This window comes from Burkholderia sp. Nafp2/4-1b (assembly GCF_003635165.1).
Classification (GTDB): Bacteria; Pseudomonadota; Gammaproteobacteria; order Burkholderiales; family Burkholderiaceae; genus Burkholderia.
The window spans coordinates 1-16,974 of sequence record NZ_ML058671.1; the positions used below are offsets into that span (position 1 = coordinate 1).

Sequence of the window (16,974 nt, forward strand, 5' to 3'; positions counted from 1 at the left end):
CTTTTTGAACTGGCCTCTTAGAATCTGACCCGTTTTACAAATGAGAAGATGCCATGATCCTTGCTACCGATGATCGACCCGGCAACGATCGACGTAATGCTGTAGCCCGCTTGATGGCGCGCTCGCGCTCGGCCCCTCCAACTGTCCAACGTAGGTCGCCGGCAACGCATCGCGCGCGAACTGGTACTCAAGCGAGGTGAGCACGTTGCGCGTGAAGACTGGGATCGCTACAAGCACCAGGCACCTTACGGGCGTTCTTGATCAATTCAAGCGCGGCGATGTCGCCGTGGGCGGCCATTGCATACACGTGGTCCGCCACCACCATGCCGTCAGCCCTATCGATCGCCCCCGACCCGGCTCCAAGCACCACATCGTCACCGACGCCAACGGCACACCTCTCGCAGCGATCCTGACTGGCGCGAACGTCAACGATGTTACGCAGTTGCTGCCGCTGATCGACGCGATTCCATCGATTCGCGGCCTGCGCGGCCACTCACTGCAGAGACCGAGAGCGGTCTACGCCGATCGCGGTTACGACTCCGAGCGACATCGACGCGCGTTGCTGCGCAATCGAGGTATCGAGTCGGCCCTGAACAATTCGTTTTGTCGCGCAGATGAAGCTACGCCGCCGACTGTGCAGCGGTTTGGAAGCTGAGCAAAGCGACGAGAATCAGGGTGTAAAAAAGCCGCAGCTTGCGCAGGATCATCCGCAGGTTGTGACCGGCGCCGCACAGCACCGCATGAATCGCATCGCCCAGCGTACCCTTGAGCCAATTTCGATCGAGCTTGCCGTCGGCCTTCATGTGCCCGATGGCTGGCTCGATCGCGCTGCGACGCCGGATCATTGCTCGCAGGCCGCGCGTGATACCGCGTCGCAAGCCCGGGTGGTAGACCTTTACTGATTCACCTGATGGCTCAGGCGAGAGGGTGCTGAACCGTAGTGAAACCGGTCACTCACAAGCTGCCCCCTCGTCGAATCTCAAATGCGGGCTTGCGACAACTGCACTACGCGGAAGTCTGCACCCTTTCAGGTCCGGGCAAATCTTGAACCCGTATGCGAGCTATTACAGCCCGCCGTTCGCTTTTTCCACGTTCTCATACCCGCTTTCCCAACAGCTCCCCTCACGAGTCACCTGCCGCATGTTGCGGCGGGAAATCGGGCTTACCACGTTCCCCACTCTACCGACCCGAACATTCCTGGGCCTATCCGTTTAGCACCTGTCTATTCCCCGATGGCACCTCGACGACGTGTATCCATTTCAAAGGGATGCAACCGGCCATTTACCATTTTGGTCAGAGCCTTTCAGCAGCTTTGGCTCTTCGAGACTAACGAGGATTCTGTCGACAGTTCACGTCCGTTGTGCATGCGGAACTTGCCTGGCCCCCACACCGCACGGCTGCTGGCAGTGTCGATCCCTGCCCGATCGCCCGGGTGAGCCGCCCACAGGGAGGGTGCGTTGTCCCCGGAGCTTCGAACCCGACCGTCACCAGTCGCGCACGTCCGGGTAGGCAACTGCTGGTCGTACAGCAGGTCACAGCTTCAATCTCCGGTGTTCAGGTTGCTGAATGTGACAAGGTAGAGAAGAGCTTTGCCATCCACTACGTTGCCGATTTACGTCCGGCGGACGGCGACACGTGTCGCACTTGAAACCGTCTCTTAGGAAATTGCGCTCGCTCACCTGAGCTTGCCTACATCGCATCAGTGTTCGTCGGCCGTTGCGGCTGTGTAGATGCGTTGTCGCGAAGAAAGCGCGGGGTGCCACATGAGGCACGTCCTGGAACGGATCCCGACGATGAGGGCCGGACTCGCTGGGAGGATGAAAGGAAATGATCGTCGCGACAAACGAGTGTTCGCGTTTCTCGTATGCCATCTACGTCTGCGGATGCGGGCTGACAGATCGGCATCACTGCAAGCATGCGCCGAGGGCACGCGTTGACGCCAGGCGTAGAAGCCGCTGGCAGAGACCCTCAGCAGCCGTGCCATCGTCGCAATAGGCCAGGTGGCCTGATTCGCTTTCATGAACTCGAACCCTTGTCGGGCAGCGTTCCGGTCTCCCTCGCGAACCAGGCCGCGGCTTTTGCCAAGATCTCGCGCTCAAGCTTGAGCTGGCGGTTCTCGCGGCGCAGACGCGAAAGTTCCTCGCGTTCAGCCGAGGTCAATCCGTCGTGTCGTGTGCCAGCGTCACGATCGGCCTGGGCAACCCAGCCGTAGATAGTCGGCGTGCTCGGACCGAACTCTTTGGCCAGTTCTTCGGGGCGACGCCCGGCGTGTACCAGGTCAACGATCTGTTGCCGAAATTCCGGTGCATAGGGCGCTCGGTATTTGGACATGATCCGCACCTCCTTCTTGACAGGATAGATCGTGTCCACGAAAGCGGGTCATCTCCACCGCGCCGGAAATGGATATCGACATCAGGCTTTCGAACGTATGGCGATGAACCGACAGAGTCAGAGCGTTGTTGAGAGCTTCGTGATATTTCTTATCTCGGACCAATGGATAGAAAGCGTGCTTCGAGCAGTTTTTCCTGATCTGCGAAGCGCTTTTCATCCCTGGCTTTGAGTCTCTTCAAATTTTCGATTTTCCAACGAATCGCAGGCAATTGTTGCAGATGCTCATACGGCATCAGCGACCATTCCGGCTCAAGTCGTATCAGCGACAAAAGGAACTTGCGATGGGCTTCAGTGAGTGCGCAGGGAAGCTCATCGTGCAGCCGCTGTTGCACCATCCCAAGTTGGTCCAGACCGATTTCGTCAACGGTCATTCCAACGAAGCCTGCTTCGTATTCGTCGGCAAGAGGGTGCGGTTGCGCAAAGAGCACCTCGTGGATCGGGCGGTTGTGGCCCGCGAGATAGGCGACAAAGGCGTCTACGATGTCTGTACGCATTCCAAGAGTGTCGTACATATGCTGCACATCGAAAATATCGCGAGGATGCTGCCGGTCCAACGCCGCAACGAGCTTGCTGCCATAGAGTTCAGCGTCGTCAAGTGTGGGAACCTCGAGATCCACGCGAAACAATTCCTGGGCGTGGGGCACAACGCTTCGCGTGACCGTTGGCATCAGTGTGCCGCGGAAAACATAGTTCACTTCGACCTTTACCTGTGCATCGGATGATGACACGAGCAATTTCACGTCATCGCCCTTGTTTTTGCCGCTGGCGCCGGCGACCGTGACGGCATAGCCTTGCCTCTCGATTGCAGTCTTCGCGCGTGCAAGCTCGGCGTTGATGATGGCAAGCGCTTCGTCTCGGTTCGGTTCGTGCGCGCGCATGACCACGTCGATATCGACGGATAGTCGCGGCAGGTCCTGAACAAACATGTTGATGGCTGTCCCTCCTTTCATCGCGAAATGAGGTGAATCGAACACCTCGGGGGCGATCGACAGCATGAGCCGAACCGTATTGAGATATTGATTGTTCATTGAACCAAGGTGACGGGGCCGGACAATCGCGTCAGGCCTTGAGGTTCAGTCGAGCGGCGCCCTTGCGACTGCTCGTCCAGCGTTTGCCGGGCCCGAGTCGATCAACGTGTCGCTGAAGGTCTTGCCCCCAAGGGTATTCGCTCGCTTCGCCCAAATCACGCACGAGCTTTACGACTTTTACGCGAGTGCAATGGGACAGCAGTGTATCAAGCACTTTCGGACGGAGATTGCGTAACGACGACACGATGTTCATCGCTTCCTCTAGTGATTGGCCTTTCGCGCGCTGCTTGCCTATGTCGCTCGCGAGCTCGAGTAGGGCACGCTCGGGCTCCGAAACCAGGACCGAAGGATCGCCATTTGGCAGGGTCGACAGGTGGGCATCGCTCGGCAACGAGGTATCGAAAAGGCGCGTCGTCTGCAGCGTGTACAACATGTGCTTACCGACCCATTTGGGCATCACATACGGACGCTCGGCCCATAAGACGACTCGTTCGCGAAAACCGACGTTGTGTCGGACACCCTGCCAATCCAAGGCGGTCTTGCCACCGACATGGAGGCCCGGGACCTTGCGGCTCAGGTAAGCCAGTATGCCGTCACGGGTCGGGGTGTCACCTGCGAGCAAATAAGCCCCTTTCGAGAGCCGCTGGAGCCATCCTGCCTGGACGAGATAGGTAGTCTGCTGTGCACTGACACCACAATCCCGCAGTATTTGGGGATCGAGTGGTTGACCGCGCGGGGTGCCTTCCATCAGGCGCTGAAGGGATTTGCTTGCCATGGGTGCTTGCGACATGATTCTTCGTAGTGTACATGGTAGAAATTTGGATTTCCACACAAAAAGTCATGAGCCTAGGCCGCTTCGTAATCCGCTTGCAGTCACTAGCACGTTGGACGCGTTACAGGTCAGAAGGCAGAGTTGAACTGAGCGCCGGGGCATGACCTAACATCGAATGCTCCAGAAAAAATTGTATTTCTGCATAAAAAATCATGTGCTTGCCACGGCACGTCATGATTTGATATGAGGGTAATCGTCCTTTTCGTGCAAAAATCTGGCGGTTCCGCCACAAAGCCTTCTGTAGCAAGGCTTTGCGGTCGATTCTGACTATTGTCGGCAATCCCGGCCGGGATCTGCGGTAAGCTACCTGTCCGCAATTTTCAATTGTGACCGTGACGGGAGGCACCAGATGCCGGGCCTGGAATTTCGGTATGTGGGGCATGATCGTTTGCCCGTGCGACTGTCCGAGTTCGACGTCGACCGTTACTTTGCGCTGAGCGACAGTGACGTGGCCGCGCCCAATGAACGTTTCCGGCGCGATCGCCGCGCAGGCGCCGCCATCCAACTGGTCTTTCTGCAGGCCAGCGGCCACACGCTGGATCATGTCGGGACCCTGCCGCGGCAACTGCTGCGCTATGTCGGCGAGCGACTCGGCCTGCCGACACCGTCGATCGCGTCGCTGCGCACGCTCTACCAACGCTACACGACCCAATACGAGCATCAGGTGTGGGCGTGCGAATACCTCGGCCTAACGTCGATGGGCGCTGACCAGTGGTCCGGCTTCGAAGCGTCGATGCGGCAAGATGCTGCCGAATCGCTGGCGCTCGATGAACTGGTGCAGCATGCGTACCACTGGCTGTACGAGCGGCGACTGTTAATCCCCGCGGAACGAACGCTGCGGGATCTGGGGCGATCGATCTGGGGGATGCAGAACGCGGTCTGCTCGCGACGATCCAGGCAACCGCAGCACTGATGCGCGCCGACGCGGTTTTGTCCACGCAACATGGCGCGTCGGGGATGACCGTGCTCGAATGGTTGAAGACGCCACCGGCGCGGCACAGCACAGCCCTTCGACCATTACTAAAACGCTTTCGAAGGTTCGTTTCCTCAAGTCGCTCGGCGCCCATACGTGGAACCTGGACGCGGTGCCGATCGAGAAACAACGCGCCTATGCGCAGCGCATACAGGCCCGGCGCACCGCCAAGGTTCGTGAACTGGCGGCGTCGACGCGCACGATCGAGCTGATCTTCTTCCTGCACATCACGTTGCTGGAGTTGACCGACGCGCTGCTCTATCAAACCGGAAGCCGCGTTTCCGATCTCGTCCGCCACGCCTACGATCGGGCGACGCTCAAACAGGCGCGGTCTGCTGTGGAGTACCGACAGCAACTGATTGCGATCAAGGCGCCCGTCGACGATATGAGCCGTCCCGCAGAAGAACAGCTTGCTGAGATCGGCAAGCTGCTCGAGGACCTGTCGGACAAGCCGCCGACGAGTCACGCAGCCAACGTCCGCGAAACGCTAACCGACGATCATCATCGCATCCGCGACCTGCTGGTGCCGTTACGCGAACTGGAACTGTCCGGCCATGAGGCTGAGCCGAGTCTGCGCCAGCTCGAGTTCCTCGGCACACTACACGACCGCAGTGCGACTGAACTGCCCGCTGGCTGCGAGGTGCCGGTCAGCGCGAGCTGGCGGGACCTCGTCCAGGGCGAGGATCGCGTACGGGCGATGCGGGTGCTGGAGGCTTCGGCAATCACGGGGCTGCGCAAGGGGCTTGCGACGCGGATCGGTTTGGATCAGCCATAGTCTGTCGTTCCCTGCCCGCGATCAACTGCTGATTCCTCCAGCGCAGTGGGAATGCGAGCGCGACCGGTTTCTGTCGTCGCTTGGACTGTTCCACAAGGCTGAGCCGCTCCTGACGCGGCTGACGAACCACCTGAAGGCAAGACTGTCTGCACTCGACGAGGCGCACGAGGCTGGGCGTGTCACGGTTGGAACCGACGGTGCATTGCATCTGTCGGCGCTCGAGGCGATGCCCACCGAAGGCATCCCGAGGCGCACGCGCGACTTGATGTTCAAGGAGATCGGCACCACGCAGTTAGCCGATCTGCTCATTGAGATGGATGTCCACACCGGCTTCAGCGAAACGCTGCTGGCGCGCCGCGCGCGATGCGAACGAACTGGTCTCGTTATACGCGGCACTGATCGTACACGGAACGGATCTCGACGCGACGAGTGTCGTGGCGATGGTCCCGCAACTCGACCTGGCGCCCATCGCGACGGCGGTGCGGGCGCTTGAGATGCCTGGCCGACTGTCGCGCACGAACGAGCGCGTGGTCGAGTTCCAGCGCACGCATCCGATTACCGAATTGTGGGGAACGGGGCGGCATGCATCCAGCGATTCCATGAGCCTGGATACTTCGCCGCACCTCTTTTATGCCCGCGTCGATCCGCGGCGCCGAACCCACGCAGTCGGATCTATACGCACGTGCTGGATCAGCATGGCATTGTCTATAACCAACCGATCGTGCTCAACGAACGGCAGGCGGGTGTGGCCATCGAAGGCGTATTGCGGCATAACGAAAACCGAGACGATGGCGGGCTGCTGCGACTCTCGGTCGACACGCACGGGTACACAAGCGTTGGGACGGCCGTGTCGAAACTGCTCGGCTTCGACTTGTGTCCTGGCCTGCGCAATTTGGCCGAGCGCAAATTGTATTTGCCTCGCGCATTTGTCGTCTCCGAAGGGCTGGCGCCAGCTGTAGCTCACGATGTCGCCCTCAAGGCAATTCGCGACGGCTTGGACGAATTTCTGCGGCTCGTCGCCTCGATTCAGTCCGGCCGCGTCGACGCGGTGGTCGCGCTGCAGCGGTTCGGCAGTGCCGCACAGGGCGACCCAGTACACCGGGCCGCCGATCAGCTCGGCAAGTTGCTGCGCACGCTTTTCCTATGTGATTACTTCAGCAACGTGGCGTTCCGCCGGGAGCTGCATACGCTGCTGAATCGGGGTGATTCGGTTCATCGGCTTCAGCGCGCGATCTACACTGGCCGGGCGGCCCCCGAGCGCGGCCGACGTCGTGATGAAATGGTCGCGATCTCGGGTTCGTTGACGTTGCTGACGAACCCGTGATCGCCTGGAACACGCAACACATGCAGGCGACGGTCAACGACTGGCGTCACAAGGGGCGATAGGTTGACGACGAGTGGTTACGCCGGATGGGGCCTGCGCATTTTGCGCACGCGAACTTCCGGGGCACATTGAGCGTTCCCATCGACCGATACAGCGACGTCCTGCTGGAAGCCGCACCCTGGAAACGAGGCACGGGATCATGAGGCGTGCCGGATAGAGACGACGGGGTATCGGTACCGTTGGCGGACTGGCGTCCGTCTGATGAAGTCGACGAGCGCGATCAGCGCCAATACCGGTCTGCAACAGGATCGTGCAGTACCGCTTCTGCCATGCAGTCATACATCTCTGCGGTAAAATGGGTTTCGCCGAGCAGTTCCTCAATCGCCGCCTCCAGTTCGGCTCCGTGTGCAAACGGCATAGTGATCTCGTATCGTGTGCGCTGCCGGTTAACGCAACGCATCTCATACAGGGAATGACAGAAATCTTCGATCCTGCGGCGCGCCTTTGACATGCCTCGCACGAATTTACTGTTGCGCTCGATGACCAAATGCAAGTTCAGGTGGGTGTGCGGCGTCGATGATGCCGTTATCTCGTCCGCCAACAACTGCGTTTTGGCGGGTTTGGTGATCGCGGGCTGCGTGGGTGCCGGTGGCGGTAGCGTTGTGAGTGCCGACTCGATGCGATGTTGCGCGAACGGATCGGCCGCATCGATGTAACGCATTGCCGAACGCACATCTTTCCAGCCAACATACTCCATCAGCATTTTCAGATCCCAGCCGTTCGAGTTGGCCCAGGTCGCAAAGCCTCGCCGCAACGAGTGGCTACTGTAGCTGTTGGGCGCGGGTAGTCCAGCCTCGCGAAACAGCGTGCGCAACAAGGGAACAAAGCTGCCGGCATGCAACCCTTCGTCGCTCACGTTTCCCCAGCGGTCGACGCTTCGGAACACGAACCCTTCCGTCAGGCCAGAGGCTCCAATCCAGGCTTCATAGGCCGCCACAGGGCATAGCCGCGACAGCGCGGGCGCCTTGAACGTCGTGCCAAGCTGCGCGCGATCGCCTTTCGTGCGCGGCAGGAACAGCGTCATGCCGCGACCCGCCTCGACGGTCACGTGCTCGATCCGTAAGCGACTGAGTTCGTCCGAACGAAAACCACGCCAGAAGCCAAGTAGCACCAGCGCACGGTTGCGAACGCACGCGAGGCGGGTTCGCTCGTCTGTGACCTGGTCGATCTGCCCATCAAGCCAGGAGGTAAGTTTTTCGAGCTGCGTGAGCTGCATCGGCCTGGCGCGCTTCTCGGTCGCAGGATGCAGTGCCGCGATCCCCTTGAGCACCTTTCTCACGTGCGGCGTTTTCGTCGGATCGGCGAAACCCTGCGTCTGGTGCCACTGAGCGAGTGCTGCTAGGCGCGCCCGCAGAGTATTGACCGACAGGGTTTCGGCGTGCTCGGCAAGGTACCGTGCAATTGCATCGGCGCTAGCCGGCAGGAAGCCACCCCATTCAACCTCGAAATGTCGGATCGCCGACTGGTAACTGCGACGGGTATTTTCGCGCGTCGCGGCTTCGACGTAGCGATCAATGGCAGACATGGCTCGTGGGTACAATCGGGAATCAATATCGGAGACGATGATATGCAACAACGAGCATGTGCGCCAGTCGGATTGCAAGATGGGGAATGCGGTTTCGACCGATGAAGCGATGAACGAAGGCAAGCCGTCATATGCGGGCTGGGAAAATTTCACACGCGAAGAGCTGCTCGCCGAGCTCGTCCGCCTGCATGCTGAAAATGTCCGACTTACCGCCTTGCTACCGACAACCGTGCCGGCACCGGGTAAGTCCGCGCCAACGGTTCGGCGCGAACCGTCACCAGCGGGGCGGAACACAAGCGCCCCTATACTTTCGCCAGACCAGAAAGTGCAACTCTTCCGGCGGCTGTTTCGCGGCCGCACAGATGTCTATCCACTTCGTTGGGAAAGCCGTAATTCCGGGAAGTCGGGTTATGCGCCGGCCTGCGCCAACGAATGGCGAACAGGAATTTGCGACAAGCCCCGCATCCGCTGCGCGGACTGTGGGCATCGCGTGCTGTTGCCACTTGACGATCAGGTCATCTACGCGCATCTGGCCGGCGACCATACGGTGGGCCTTTACCCGCTGATGCCCGACAGCACCAGCTATCTGCTCGCCGTCGATTTCGACGAGGAAGACTGGCGCGAAGATGCGATGGCTTTCCGGCAGTCGTGTGAAGAGTTGGGCGTGCCCGTTTCGCTCGAAATCTCTCGCTCGGGCAACGGCGCGCACGCGTGGATATTCTTCTCATCGGCCGTCACCGCGCGCGAGGCACGACGGATGGGGGCGGCCATCATCAGCCACACCTGCGCCCGGACCCGGCAGCTTGAGTTGTCGTCTTACGATCGGCTCTTTCCGAACCAGGACGTGCTCCCCAAAGGCGGCTTCGGCAACCTGATCGCGCTACCACTGCAGAAGCAGCCACGTGAGCGCGGATGCAGTGTGTTTGTTGACGAGCGCTTCGAGCCCTATGCCGACCAGTGGGCGTATCTGGCAGCCGTCCCGATGATGGACGGGCGCGACATCGAGGGCGTGATTTTCCGTGCCACGGGCGGTGCCCATCCGCTCGATGTCGCTTTCATCGCCGAAGAGGACCAGGTCGAGCCGTGGAAGCCACCGCCTGGGCTGCCGAAACGATTGGCCGGACCAATGCCGGCATCGCTCACGCTAACGCTCGCGAACCAACTCTATTTCGAGAAGGAACAGCTTCCCCAGGCACTGCTCAATCGTCTCATCCGGCTCGCAGCCTTCCAGAATCCGGAGTTCTACCGAGCCCAGGCACGCGGTTTCAGCGTGTGGGACAAGCCTCGCATCATTGGCCGGGCCGAAAATTGCCCGCGCCACATCGCGTTGCCGCGGGGTTGCCTCGACGACGTGATGACGCTGTTGCGCGACAACGACGTCACTTGCGACATCCGCGACGAGCGTTGCACGGGCGAGCCGATCGTCGTGTCTTTTGCTGGTACGTTGCGCGATGACCAGCAGACGGCCGTGGCCGATCTGCTGCGGCACGACACCGGCATCCTGCACGCGCCGACGGCGTTTGGAAAGACCGTGACGGCGGCCGCGATGATTGCCCAGCGCGGCGTCAACACGCTCGTGCTCGTGCATCGCCGGGAGCTGCTTGAGCAGTGGCGCGAACGCCTGCAGTCATTTCTCGGGCTCGATCCGCGGGCGATCGGCGCGATCGGCGGCGGCAAGTCGAAAGCGACCGGCCGGATCGATGTCGCGATGCTGCAGTCGGTGGCACCCGATGGTACTCGCGGAGAGTTGTTGCGGCGTTACGGCCAAGTCATCGTCGACGAATGTCACCATGTCTCTGCCGACTCCTTCGAGGCAGTACTCAAGGCTGTTCACGCGCGCTACGTGTTGGGCCTGACCGCGACGCCGGTGCGGCGCGACAGCCAGCAACCGGTGATGTTCATGCTGTGCGGGCCGATCCGGCATGCGGCGCGGCAGCCAGCTAACGCGCCGCAGCTGCTTGAGGTTTTCCCGCAAAGACTCACTGCTGCGGTGGGCGTCGCAGACGACGCGCCGATCCAGGCGGTGTTCGCACATCTCGCACAGGATGCAGCGCGCTCGCAGATGATCGCGTCGGCCGTCCGCGAGCAGTACGGACAGGGGCGTAACGTGCTGGTACTCACCGAGCGGACGGACCATCTCGAAAGCCTGCAGCGGATGCTGGAAGACACGGTGCAGACGCTGTTCGTGCTGCACGGACGGCTCGGCAGAAAAGCGCGCGCCACCCAGTTGACGGCCCTTGACGCGCTGGCCAGTGATGCGCCCCGCGTCGTGCTCGCGACGGGCAGGCTGGTCGGGGAAGGTTTCGACCACCCGGCGCTGGATACATTGGTGCTGGCTATGCCGGTCGCATGGAAAGGCACCCTGCAGCAGTACGCCGGCCGGCTTCACCGCGAGCATGCGGGTAAAACGGGCGTGCGGGTGCTCGATTACGTGGACGGCGGGCATCCGGTGCTCCTGCGCATGTGGGAGAAGCGCCAGCGCGGCTATCGGGCGATGGGTACCAGGTGTGCGTGCCTGGCCAGGAACTCCAGCTGACGCTCGCCTGAAATCGCACAGCCAATCTCTTTTTGTACTGATGCCGGCTCCCGGACGCTGTCTGGAGGGCCTCACATTCGATAATCCACCTTTATTGCATATGATAAATCCTAATTTCACACCACGCTTGACCGAATGTATTGGTACGTATATACATAGTATGTAATACAGTACGATATTCGAGGGAGATCCCATGGCTCGCGCCGGCCTAACCCGTGTGGACGTCAAGCGTGCGCGCGATTCGCTGATTGCGCAGGGGCAGCACGCGTCGATCGACGCGATACGTATCGCGCTCGGCAACACGGGCTCGAAAACCACCATCCACCGGTACCTGAAAGAACTCGAGGAAGAGGACGGCACATCGCTGGCACGCGCGGTGGCGCTGTCCGACGCGATCCAGGATCTGGTGGCCCGGCTCGCGGCTCGCCTGCACGAGGAGGCACAAGCCCTCGTCGATCAGCAGGTCGCCGCTGCGGCCGCGCAGCGCCAGCAGGCGCAGTCTGAAATCGCAAAGCTCGGCGCTGAGTTGGGTGCGATGCGGGAGCACCTCTCTGACGCGACCGTCACCCTTTCCGCGGAGCAGGACGCGCACGCCGGGACTCGCCTGGCGCTGCATCAGCGCGACCTGGACGTCGAGCGACTCACCCAGCAGGTACGCGACCAGACCGAGCGTCTTGCCGAGCAGGAAGGCTTTCGCCTGTCGCTCGAGGCAAAGCTCGCGCATGCGCGTGATTCCCTCGAGCATTTCCGCACGGCCGCGCGCGAGCAGCGCGAGCAGGAAATGCGCCGACACGAGCAGCAGGTGCAGCAGGTGCAGGCTGAGTTACGCCAGGCGAACCAGACGGCCATCGTCCGGCAGAACGAGATCACTCAGCTGAACCGGGACAACGCTCGGCTCGTCGCCGAAGCGACGGCCACGACCAGGCTCGCACGCGATCAGCAGGCACATGGCGAGGCGTTGCAGTCCGCCCTCAATCGTGCTCTCACCGATCGAGCGCGCGCCGAGGCCGAGCGCGACGCAGCGCAGGCGGCAGCCGATGCGCGGGCAGCCGAGCTGCTCCAGGTACGCGAGGCTCGTGACTCGCTCGATGCAGACCTCACGAAGCTGGCCGCGCAGATCGAAGCGCAGCAGCAGCTCCTGGTGGACTACCGGATGCGGCTGGGCGTCGCGGGCGCGGCGGACTGAAAGCGCCGCATCGCGTGCCGAAAAGACCTCACAATGGCAACGCGCACGCCTTTCGGCGCTTGCCATGAAGCATTCTGGCTTTCGCGTCGCCCCAGCCCGCAGTTTCCGGGCTCCGCCGGGTCGTGCGCCAGCACATTCACCTTCTTGTTTTCCATGCGCTTCGCTACGGGAATTTGGCATGAGCGAATACCAATACTACGAGTTTGCATGCGTCGACCAGCCGCTTACGGCGACCCAGCAGGCAGAGTTGCGCAGTTTCTCCACGCGGGCCACGATCACCGCCTCAAGCTTCGTCAACGAATATCACTGGGGAAACCTCAAGGGCGACCCGCTCGAGTGGGTACAGCAATATTTCGACGCCCACGTCTACTCTTCCAACTGGGGGAACTGCCGCCTGCTTCTTCGCCTGCCACACGGGACGTTTGACGCGGAGACCATCCGCGATTACATCAAAGCTGGACGAAAGAGGCGCTCCCATTTCGAGAAAGCATTCGAGGCCATGGACGTCGATGACTGGTGCATCCTCGACTGGTCGTTCAATGATGATTCGGGCGAACACTCCCGCTTCTTGGAAGAGATGGATGGTGCGGGGTGGATGACGCGCCTGCTGCCTGTACGCGACGAGTTGCTCGGCGGCGATGCTCGCCCGCTTTATCTTGGGTGGCTTGCCCGACTCGGGAACGGTGAATTACGCGATGACGAAATCGAACCGCCGGTGCCTGCGGGATTACAGGCGTTGACGCCCGCGCAGGTAGCACTGGCCGAGTTTCTGATGCTGGATGCGGATTGGCTCGCAGCCGCCGCCGAGGCCAGCCCGCCATTATTGGCCTCAGTATCCAGCGGGAGCGAAGATAGTCGCTTTGATCCCTGGTTACGTGAGTTGCCGGCTGATGAAATGCGGGTGAAACTGCGCATGCTGCTACAAGGACGCAGCCGTGAAGCGGAGAGAACGCTTCGAAACGCATTTCTCAAGTGGGATAAAGGAAGGACTGTAAAGCAATTGGATTTACCAAGGCGTCGTCGAATATCCGAAATCGAATCAAAGGTCGCCTCACATCGTGCCATCCGTGAAAGAAGGGAGCAGGAAGCACGTCAGGCGGCCGAGGCCCGCCGTCGGGAAGAACGCACGCGGTACCTCACATCGCTTCTCGAACAGGAAGACACGGCGTGGTCAAGCATAGATGCACAACTTCGGCGCACAACGGGCAGCGCCTACGATCAAGCATTCCAGAAGTTGCAGGATCTCGCCGAAGCGTATGCAAACGTCAGGCGGGATGCCGTATTCCGGCGTCGCTTGGCGCAATTGATGTCGAGTCACGGCAAGCGGGGAGCCTGGCTTGCCCGGCTGCAAAAAGCGGGGCATTTGTGGCAACCCAAGTCGTAGCCTCCTTGGCCGGACCTGCTGAATCATTTCCGCAAATCTGAAATTACCCAACTGAACAAGGACAACGCACGACTGCTCGCTGAGTCCCGCGCGGCCGGCAAAAGCCTGCGCGAAGCGCGGACACACGGTGAGAAGATGCAGGAGACGCTCGACCGGATGCTTGCCGAGCGTGTCCGCGTCGAGACCGAACGCGATGCGCTACGCACGACGGTCGGTGCGCAGGCGGGAGAGCTGGAAAACGCACGCGCGGCGGTAAGCGCAGCGACACGGAGGAGCGGAAGAAGCTGGCGGCGCAGGTCGACGCCCAGCAGTTGCTGCTGGCTGACTATCGGGCGCGCTTGGATCAGGTCTGGGGCGCAGCAGGCTGAGGCGCCAGATTTTGCACGAAAAGGACGATTACCCCATGGTGAGAAGATACAGGGGACGCTCGACCGGATGCTTGCCGATCACGTTCGCGCCGAAACCGAACGCGACGCGCTACGCACGACGGTCAGCGCACAGGCGGGGGAACTGGAAAGCTCGCGTGCGGCGCTCGGTGCAGCGACGGAGGATCGGACGAAGCTGGCTGCTCAGGTCGACGCCCAGCTGTTGCTGCTGGCCGACTACCGGACACGCTTGGGTCTTGGCGGCCCAGCAGGCTGAAGCGCCAGATTTCGCATCCGAAGGACATGGTTTGCGAAATCCGCATGTTGCAGGCCATTGATTTATCGTGGAATTCTGTGCTGAACCATCAGATTTTGCACGAAAGGACGATTACCCCGTAACGGGAGAAACGCACAAAATCAAAGACACCCTTATGGTTACACATCTTCGCTAGGAGCTTGCGAAGGCCTTGGCCGCAAGGACTCGCTAGATGGTGCGACCTATATAAAAAAGACCGCGCACGAAGCGCGGTCAAGATGGGTGACGTTTGCTCCCCGGTGCGGTTCGGGGAGCTCGCGCCAGCTTGAGACTAGTTTTACTGCCCGGTTCGGACAAGCCGCACAGGCTGTGGATTGTCATCAACGGCCAGAATCACATCACCCGCTGCGCCATATGTGATGTCGACGAACTTTCCCACTCCAGAATCGTTTATCGGCGCCGACGTCCGGTAGTATGTTTGCTGGGTGAGCGGCAACCACTGCTGGAGGTTTTGCCATCCACCTTGCGCGCTGAACGTCTTCAGTAATGCGTCATAATCCTCACCTGACCCAACACTCGGCAATCTCCAGTCAGCTGCTCCCGCCAAGCCTCCGCTCCCGTTTATCGTTGTTGCGAAACTCTTCGCTGCGTCAAGCGTGTAAGTACTATTCGTGTCTCGCGGCCCGCCGTCCGTCTTGATTTCCCACCACAAATGCTGGCCGCTATCCACTGTTGTGACGTTATCTCGAACTGCGACCCAACTCGTCGCCGTGAACGGAAGCGGGTGACCATCGGCATCGATTTTCGTGAATGGATCACCGATACTTGCTAAGAAACGCTCCGTCTGCTTGCCGTATATCAACACAATTCCAAACTGACCTGCCGACCCGCCGGCGCTGATGGTAAAGGGTAAGCTTCCGTCCGTGCCAGTATTTGCCGTCTGTTGGGCGGACGCTTGCGTCACGCCAGGAGCCACTAGCACGCTCAACGGTGCATCGCCAATCGGCGTTCCGTCCGCGTCCTTAAGCAACGCTGTATATGCCGGCGTGCTGTTTTTTGGAGCCTCGAGCGGCCACGCTTCGATGGAAATGGATGTGCCCTCCACTTGCACGGGCGTGGTTACCGTCGTTCCATTTGCAATTGCCGTTACGGTAATCCGACGGTTACTCTTGTCAGCGCCATAGCCGATCACCGCGGTCGCCACACCATTACTGTTCGTAGTGGCCTGCTGTGAGATGATTGCGCCACTGTCCACGCTAAACGAGACTAGGACACCTACGACGGGCGCGCCATTCGAAAGTGCCGTTGCAGTGATCGTGGTCTGATTCGTCAGCGCGTTGGCCCCAGATCGGATCGACGGCTGGCTTGAAGCAAGCGATATGGTTGTAGTCGGTGCGGCGGCAACTGTCAGAGAGTCGCTCGCTTTCGCCCCGTTTATGGATGCGGTTAGAGTATCTGTGCCTGCCGTAGAAGGCGTAATACCAAAAGCGGCCGTTCCGTCACTTTCCGTAGTCTGGCTTGGCGGCGCGATGGCGTTGCCAAGAGCGGACGCAAGCGTCACCGGCATGTTCTCGACCGCATTACCGCTCGCGTCAAGCACCGTGGTAACAACGGTCGCACTATCGCCCTGCTGGACACCTGTAGGTACCGACAAGCTGATCGTTGTACCGACGATGCCGATCGAAACGGAATTCGAAGCAACTGGCCCGGCCGTAGCCGTGACAGTAACAGTTCGATTCGTCTTATCGGAACCGTACGTGAATGTTGCCGTTGCGACCCCATTACTGTCGGTCGCGACGTCCACCCCGGGGAGCACAACGGTATTGCCGCCTGGATTGAACTTCACAAACACATTCCGCATCGGTCTGCCATTACTACCCGTAACCGTTGCCGTAAGCTTTGCCGAGTTGTTTGTATCCCCACTACTGATCTGATTTGTGCTGGTGACGAGTGAAATGGATTTGACTGTCGGCGTTCCGACAACGCCTCCATCGTCTCCCCCACCGCACGATGCCAGCAGACCGACAAAGAAAAGCGGAAATATCAGGGCAAGCGCATTGCGCCACCGCACTAGCACGCTCATAAGTCACCTATATGGTTGAATCCCGCCGATCGAACTTTGCGATCGACAGGACGGGATTGTCTCCGTTCTCAATGACCAATAAAACGTTCAGCACTTCATCGATTATTTCTCAGTATCTCTTGACAGGAAGACAACAACTACCTCAAGCCGCGTTTTGCAACGACCGAACATAAGCTGAGCTTACATTCATCTCAGCGGTACCTTGTAAAATATTTCGAAAGATCGTCCGTTTGTCGAAAATCTCAATAATCTTGAT

At 60.2% G+C, this 16,974-nt stretch carries 12 protein-coding genes and 3 pseudogenes; 9 read left to right on the forward strand and 6 right to left on the reverse strand.

The window, feature by feature from the left end; genetic code table 11:
- Positions 1–331: 331 nt before the first annotated feature.
- Positions 332–583, forward strand: a pseudogene (locus C7H84_RS35640) (transposase); the annotation flags it as partial.
- Between the two features lie 37 nt (positions 584–620).
- Here C7H84_RS35640 and C7H84_RS35645 read toward each other — a convergent pair.
- The 4 genes and pseudogenes from C7H84_RS35645 to C7H84_RS35660 form a co-directional block, all read right to left on the reverse strand.
- A pseudogene (locus C7H84_RS35645) lies at positions 621–899 on the reverse strand (IS5/IS1182 family transposase); the annotation flags it as partial.
- Positions 900–2,016: 1,117 nt separating this feature from the next.
- On the reverse strand, positions 2,017–2,370 hold the full coding sequence (locus tag C7H84_RS35650) for a transposase (protein ID WP_121863160.1): 354 nt from the start codon (positions 2,368–2,370) through the stop codon (positions 2,017–2,019).
- Positions 2,371–2,480: 110 nt separating this feature from the next.
- Entirely contained in the window at positions 2,481–3,419 is a 939-nt protein-coding gene (locus C7H84_RS35655) for a nucleotidyl transferase AbiEii/AbiGii toxin family protein (RefSeq protein WP_121863161.1), read from the reverse strand.
- 31 nt (positions 3,420–3,450) lie between these two features.
- Positions 3,451–4,194 (reverse strand): type IV toxin-antitoxin system AbiEi family antitoxin domain-containing protein, encoded by a 744-nt coding sequence (locus C7H84_RS35660; protein ID WP_121863167.1) that lies wholly within the window; start codon positions 4,192–4,194, stop codon positions 3,451–3,453.
- A gap of 406 nt (positions 4,195–4,600) precedes the next feature.
- Here C7H84_RS35660 and C7H84_RS37495 point away from each other — a divergent pair, with 406 nt between their 5' ends.
- The 4 genes and pseudogenes from C7H84_RS37495 (at position 4,601) to C7H84_RS37510 (ending at position 7,323) form a co-directional block, all read left to right on the forward strand.
- A complete protein-coding gene (locus tag C7H84_RS37495; protein ID WP_240462207.1) occupies positions 4,601–5,164 on the forward strand; it encodes a DUF4158 domain-containing protein in 564 nt (187 codons plus the stop codon).
- 58 nt (positions 5,165–5,222) lie between these two features.
- Complete coding sequence (locus tag C7H84_RS37500) at positions 5,223–5,999, forward strand: hypothetical protein (protein ID WP_240462208.1); 777 nt, start codon at positions 5,223–5,225, stop codon at positions 5,997–5,999.
- On the forward strand, positions 5,968–6,492 hold the full coding sequence (locus tag C7H84_RS37505) for a hypothetical protein (protein WP_240462210.1): 525 nt from the start codon (positions 5,968–5,970) through the stop codon (positions 6,490–6,492). The genes C7H84_RS37500 and C7H84_RS37505 overlap by 32 nt, the downstream gene beginning before the upstream one ends.
- Positions 6,398–7,323 (forward strand): annotated as a pseudogene (locus tag C7H84_RS37510) (Tn3 family transposase). The gene C7H84_RS37505 and the pseudogene C7H84_RS37510 overlap by 95 nt, the downstream one beginning before the upstream one ends.
- A 280-nt stretch (positions 7,324–7,603) precedes the next feature.
- On the opposite strand, the gene C7H84_RS35670 reads toward C7H84_RS37510, so the two are convergent.
- A complete protein-coding gene (locus C7H84_RS35670) occupies positions 7,604–9,061 on the reverse strand; it encodes a site-specific integrase (protein ID WP_240462209.1) in 1,458 nt (485 codons plus the stop codon).
- Here C7H84_RS35670 and C7H84_RS35675 point away from each other — a divergent pair.
- From C7H84_RS35675 to C7H84_RS35690, 4 genes are all read left to right on the forward strand, one after another.
- Positions 9,018–11,444, forward strand: coding sequence for a DEAD/DEAH box helicase (locus C7H84_RS35675; protein WP_121863168.1), 2,427 nt, complete (start codon positions 9,018–9,020; stop codon positions 11,442–11,444). The two genes, C7H84_RS35670 and C7H84_RS35675, sit on opposite strands and share 44 nt — an antisense overlap.
- Before the next feature lie 193 nt (positions 11,445–11,637).
- Positions 11,638–12,630, forward strand: a complete 993-nt coding sequence (locus C7H84_RS35680; RefSeq protein WP_121863163.1) for a DNA-binding protein — start codon at positions 11,638–11,640, stop codon at positions 12,628–12,630.
- Between the two features lie 178 nt (positions 12,631–12,808).
- Positions 12,809–14,014 carry a hypothetical protein gene (locus C7H84_RS35685; RefSeq protein ID WP_121863164.1) on the forward strand — a complete coding sequence of 402 codons (1,206 nt, stop codon included), beginning with the start codon at positions 12,809–12,811 and terminating at the stop codon, positions 14,012–14,014.
- Between the two features lie 135 nt (positions 14,015–14,149).
- Positions 14,150–14,656 carry a hypothetical protein gene (locus C7H84_RS35690; RefSeq protein ID WP_121863165.1) on the forward strand — a complete coding sequence of 169 codons (507 nt, stop codon included), beginning with the start codon at positions 14,150–14,152 and terminating at the stop codon, positions 14,654–14,656.
- A gap of 316 nt (positions 14,657–14,972) precedes the next feature.
- Here the strand turns inward: C7H84_RS35690 and C7H84_RS35695 are convergent, their stop codons facing one another.
- Positions 14,973–16,718 carry an Ig-like domain-containing protein gene (locus C7H84_RS35695; RefSeq protein WP_121863166.1) on the reverse strand — a complete coding sequence of 582 codons (1,746 nt, stop codon included), beginning with the start codon at positions 16,716–16,718 and terminating at the stop codon, positions 14,973–14,975.
- Positions 16,719–16,974 lie beyond the last annotated feature (256 nt).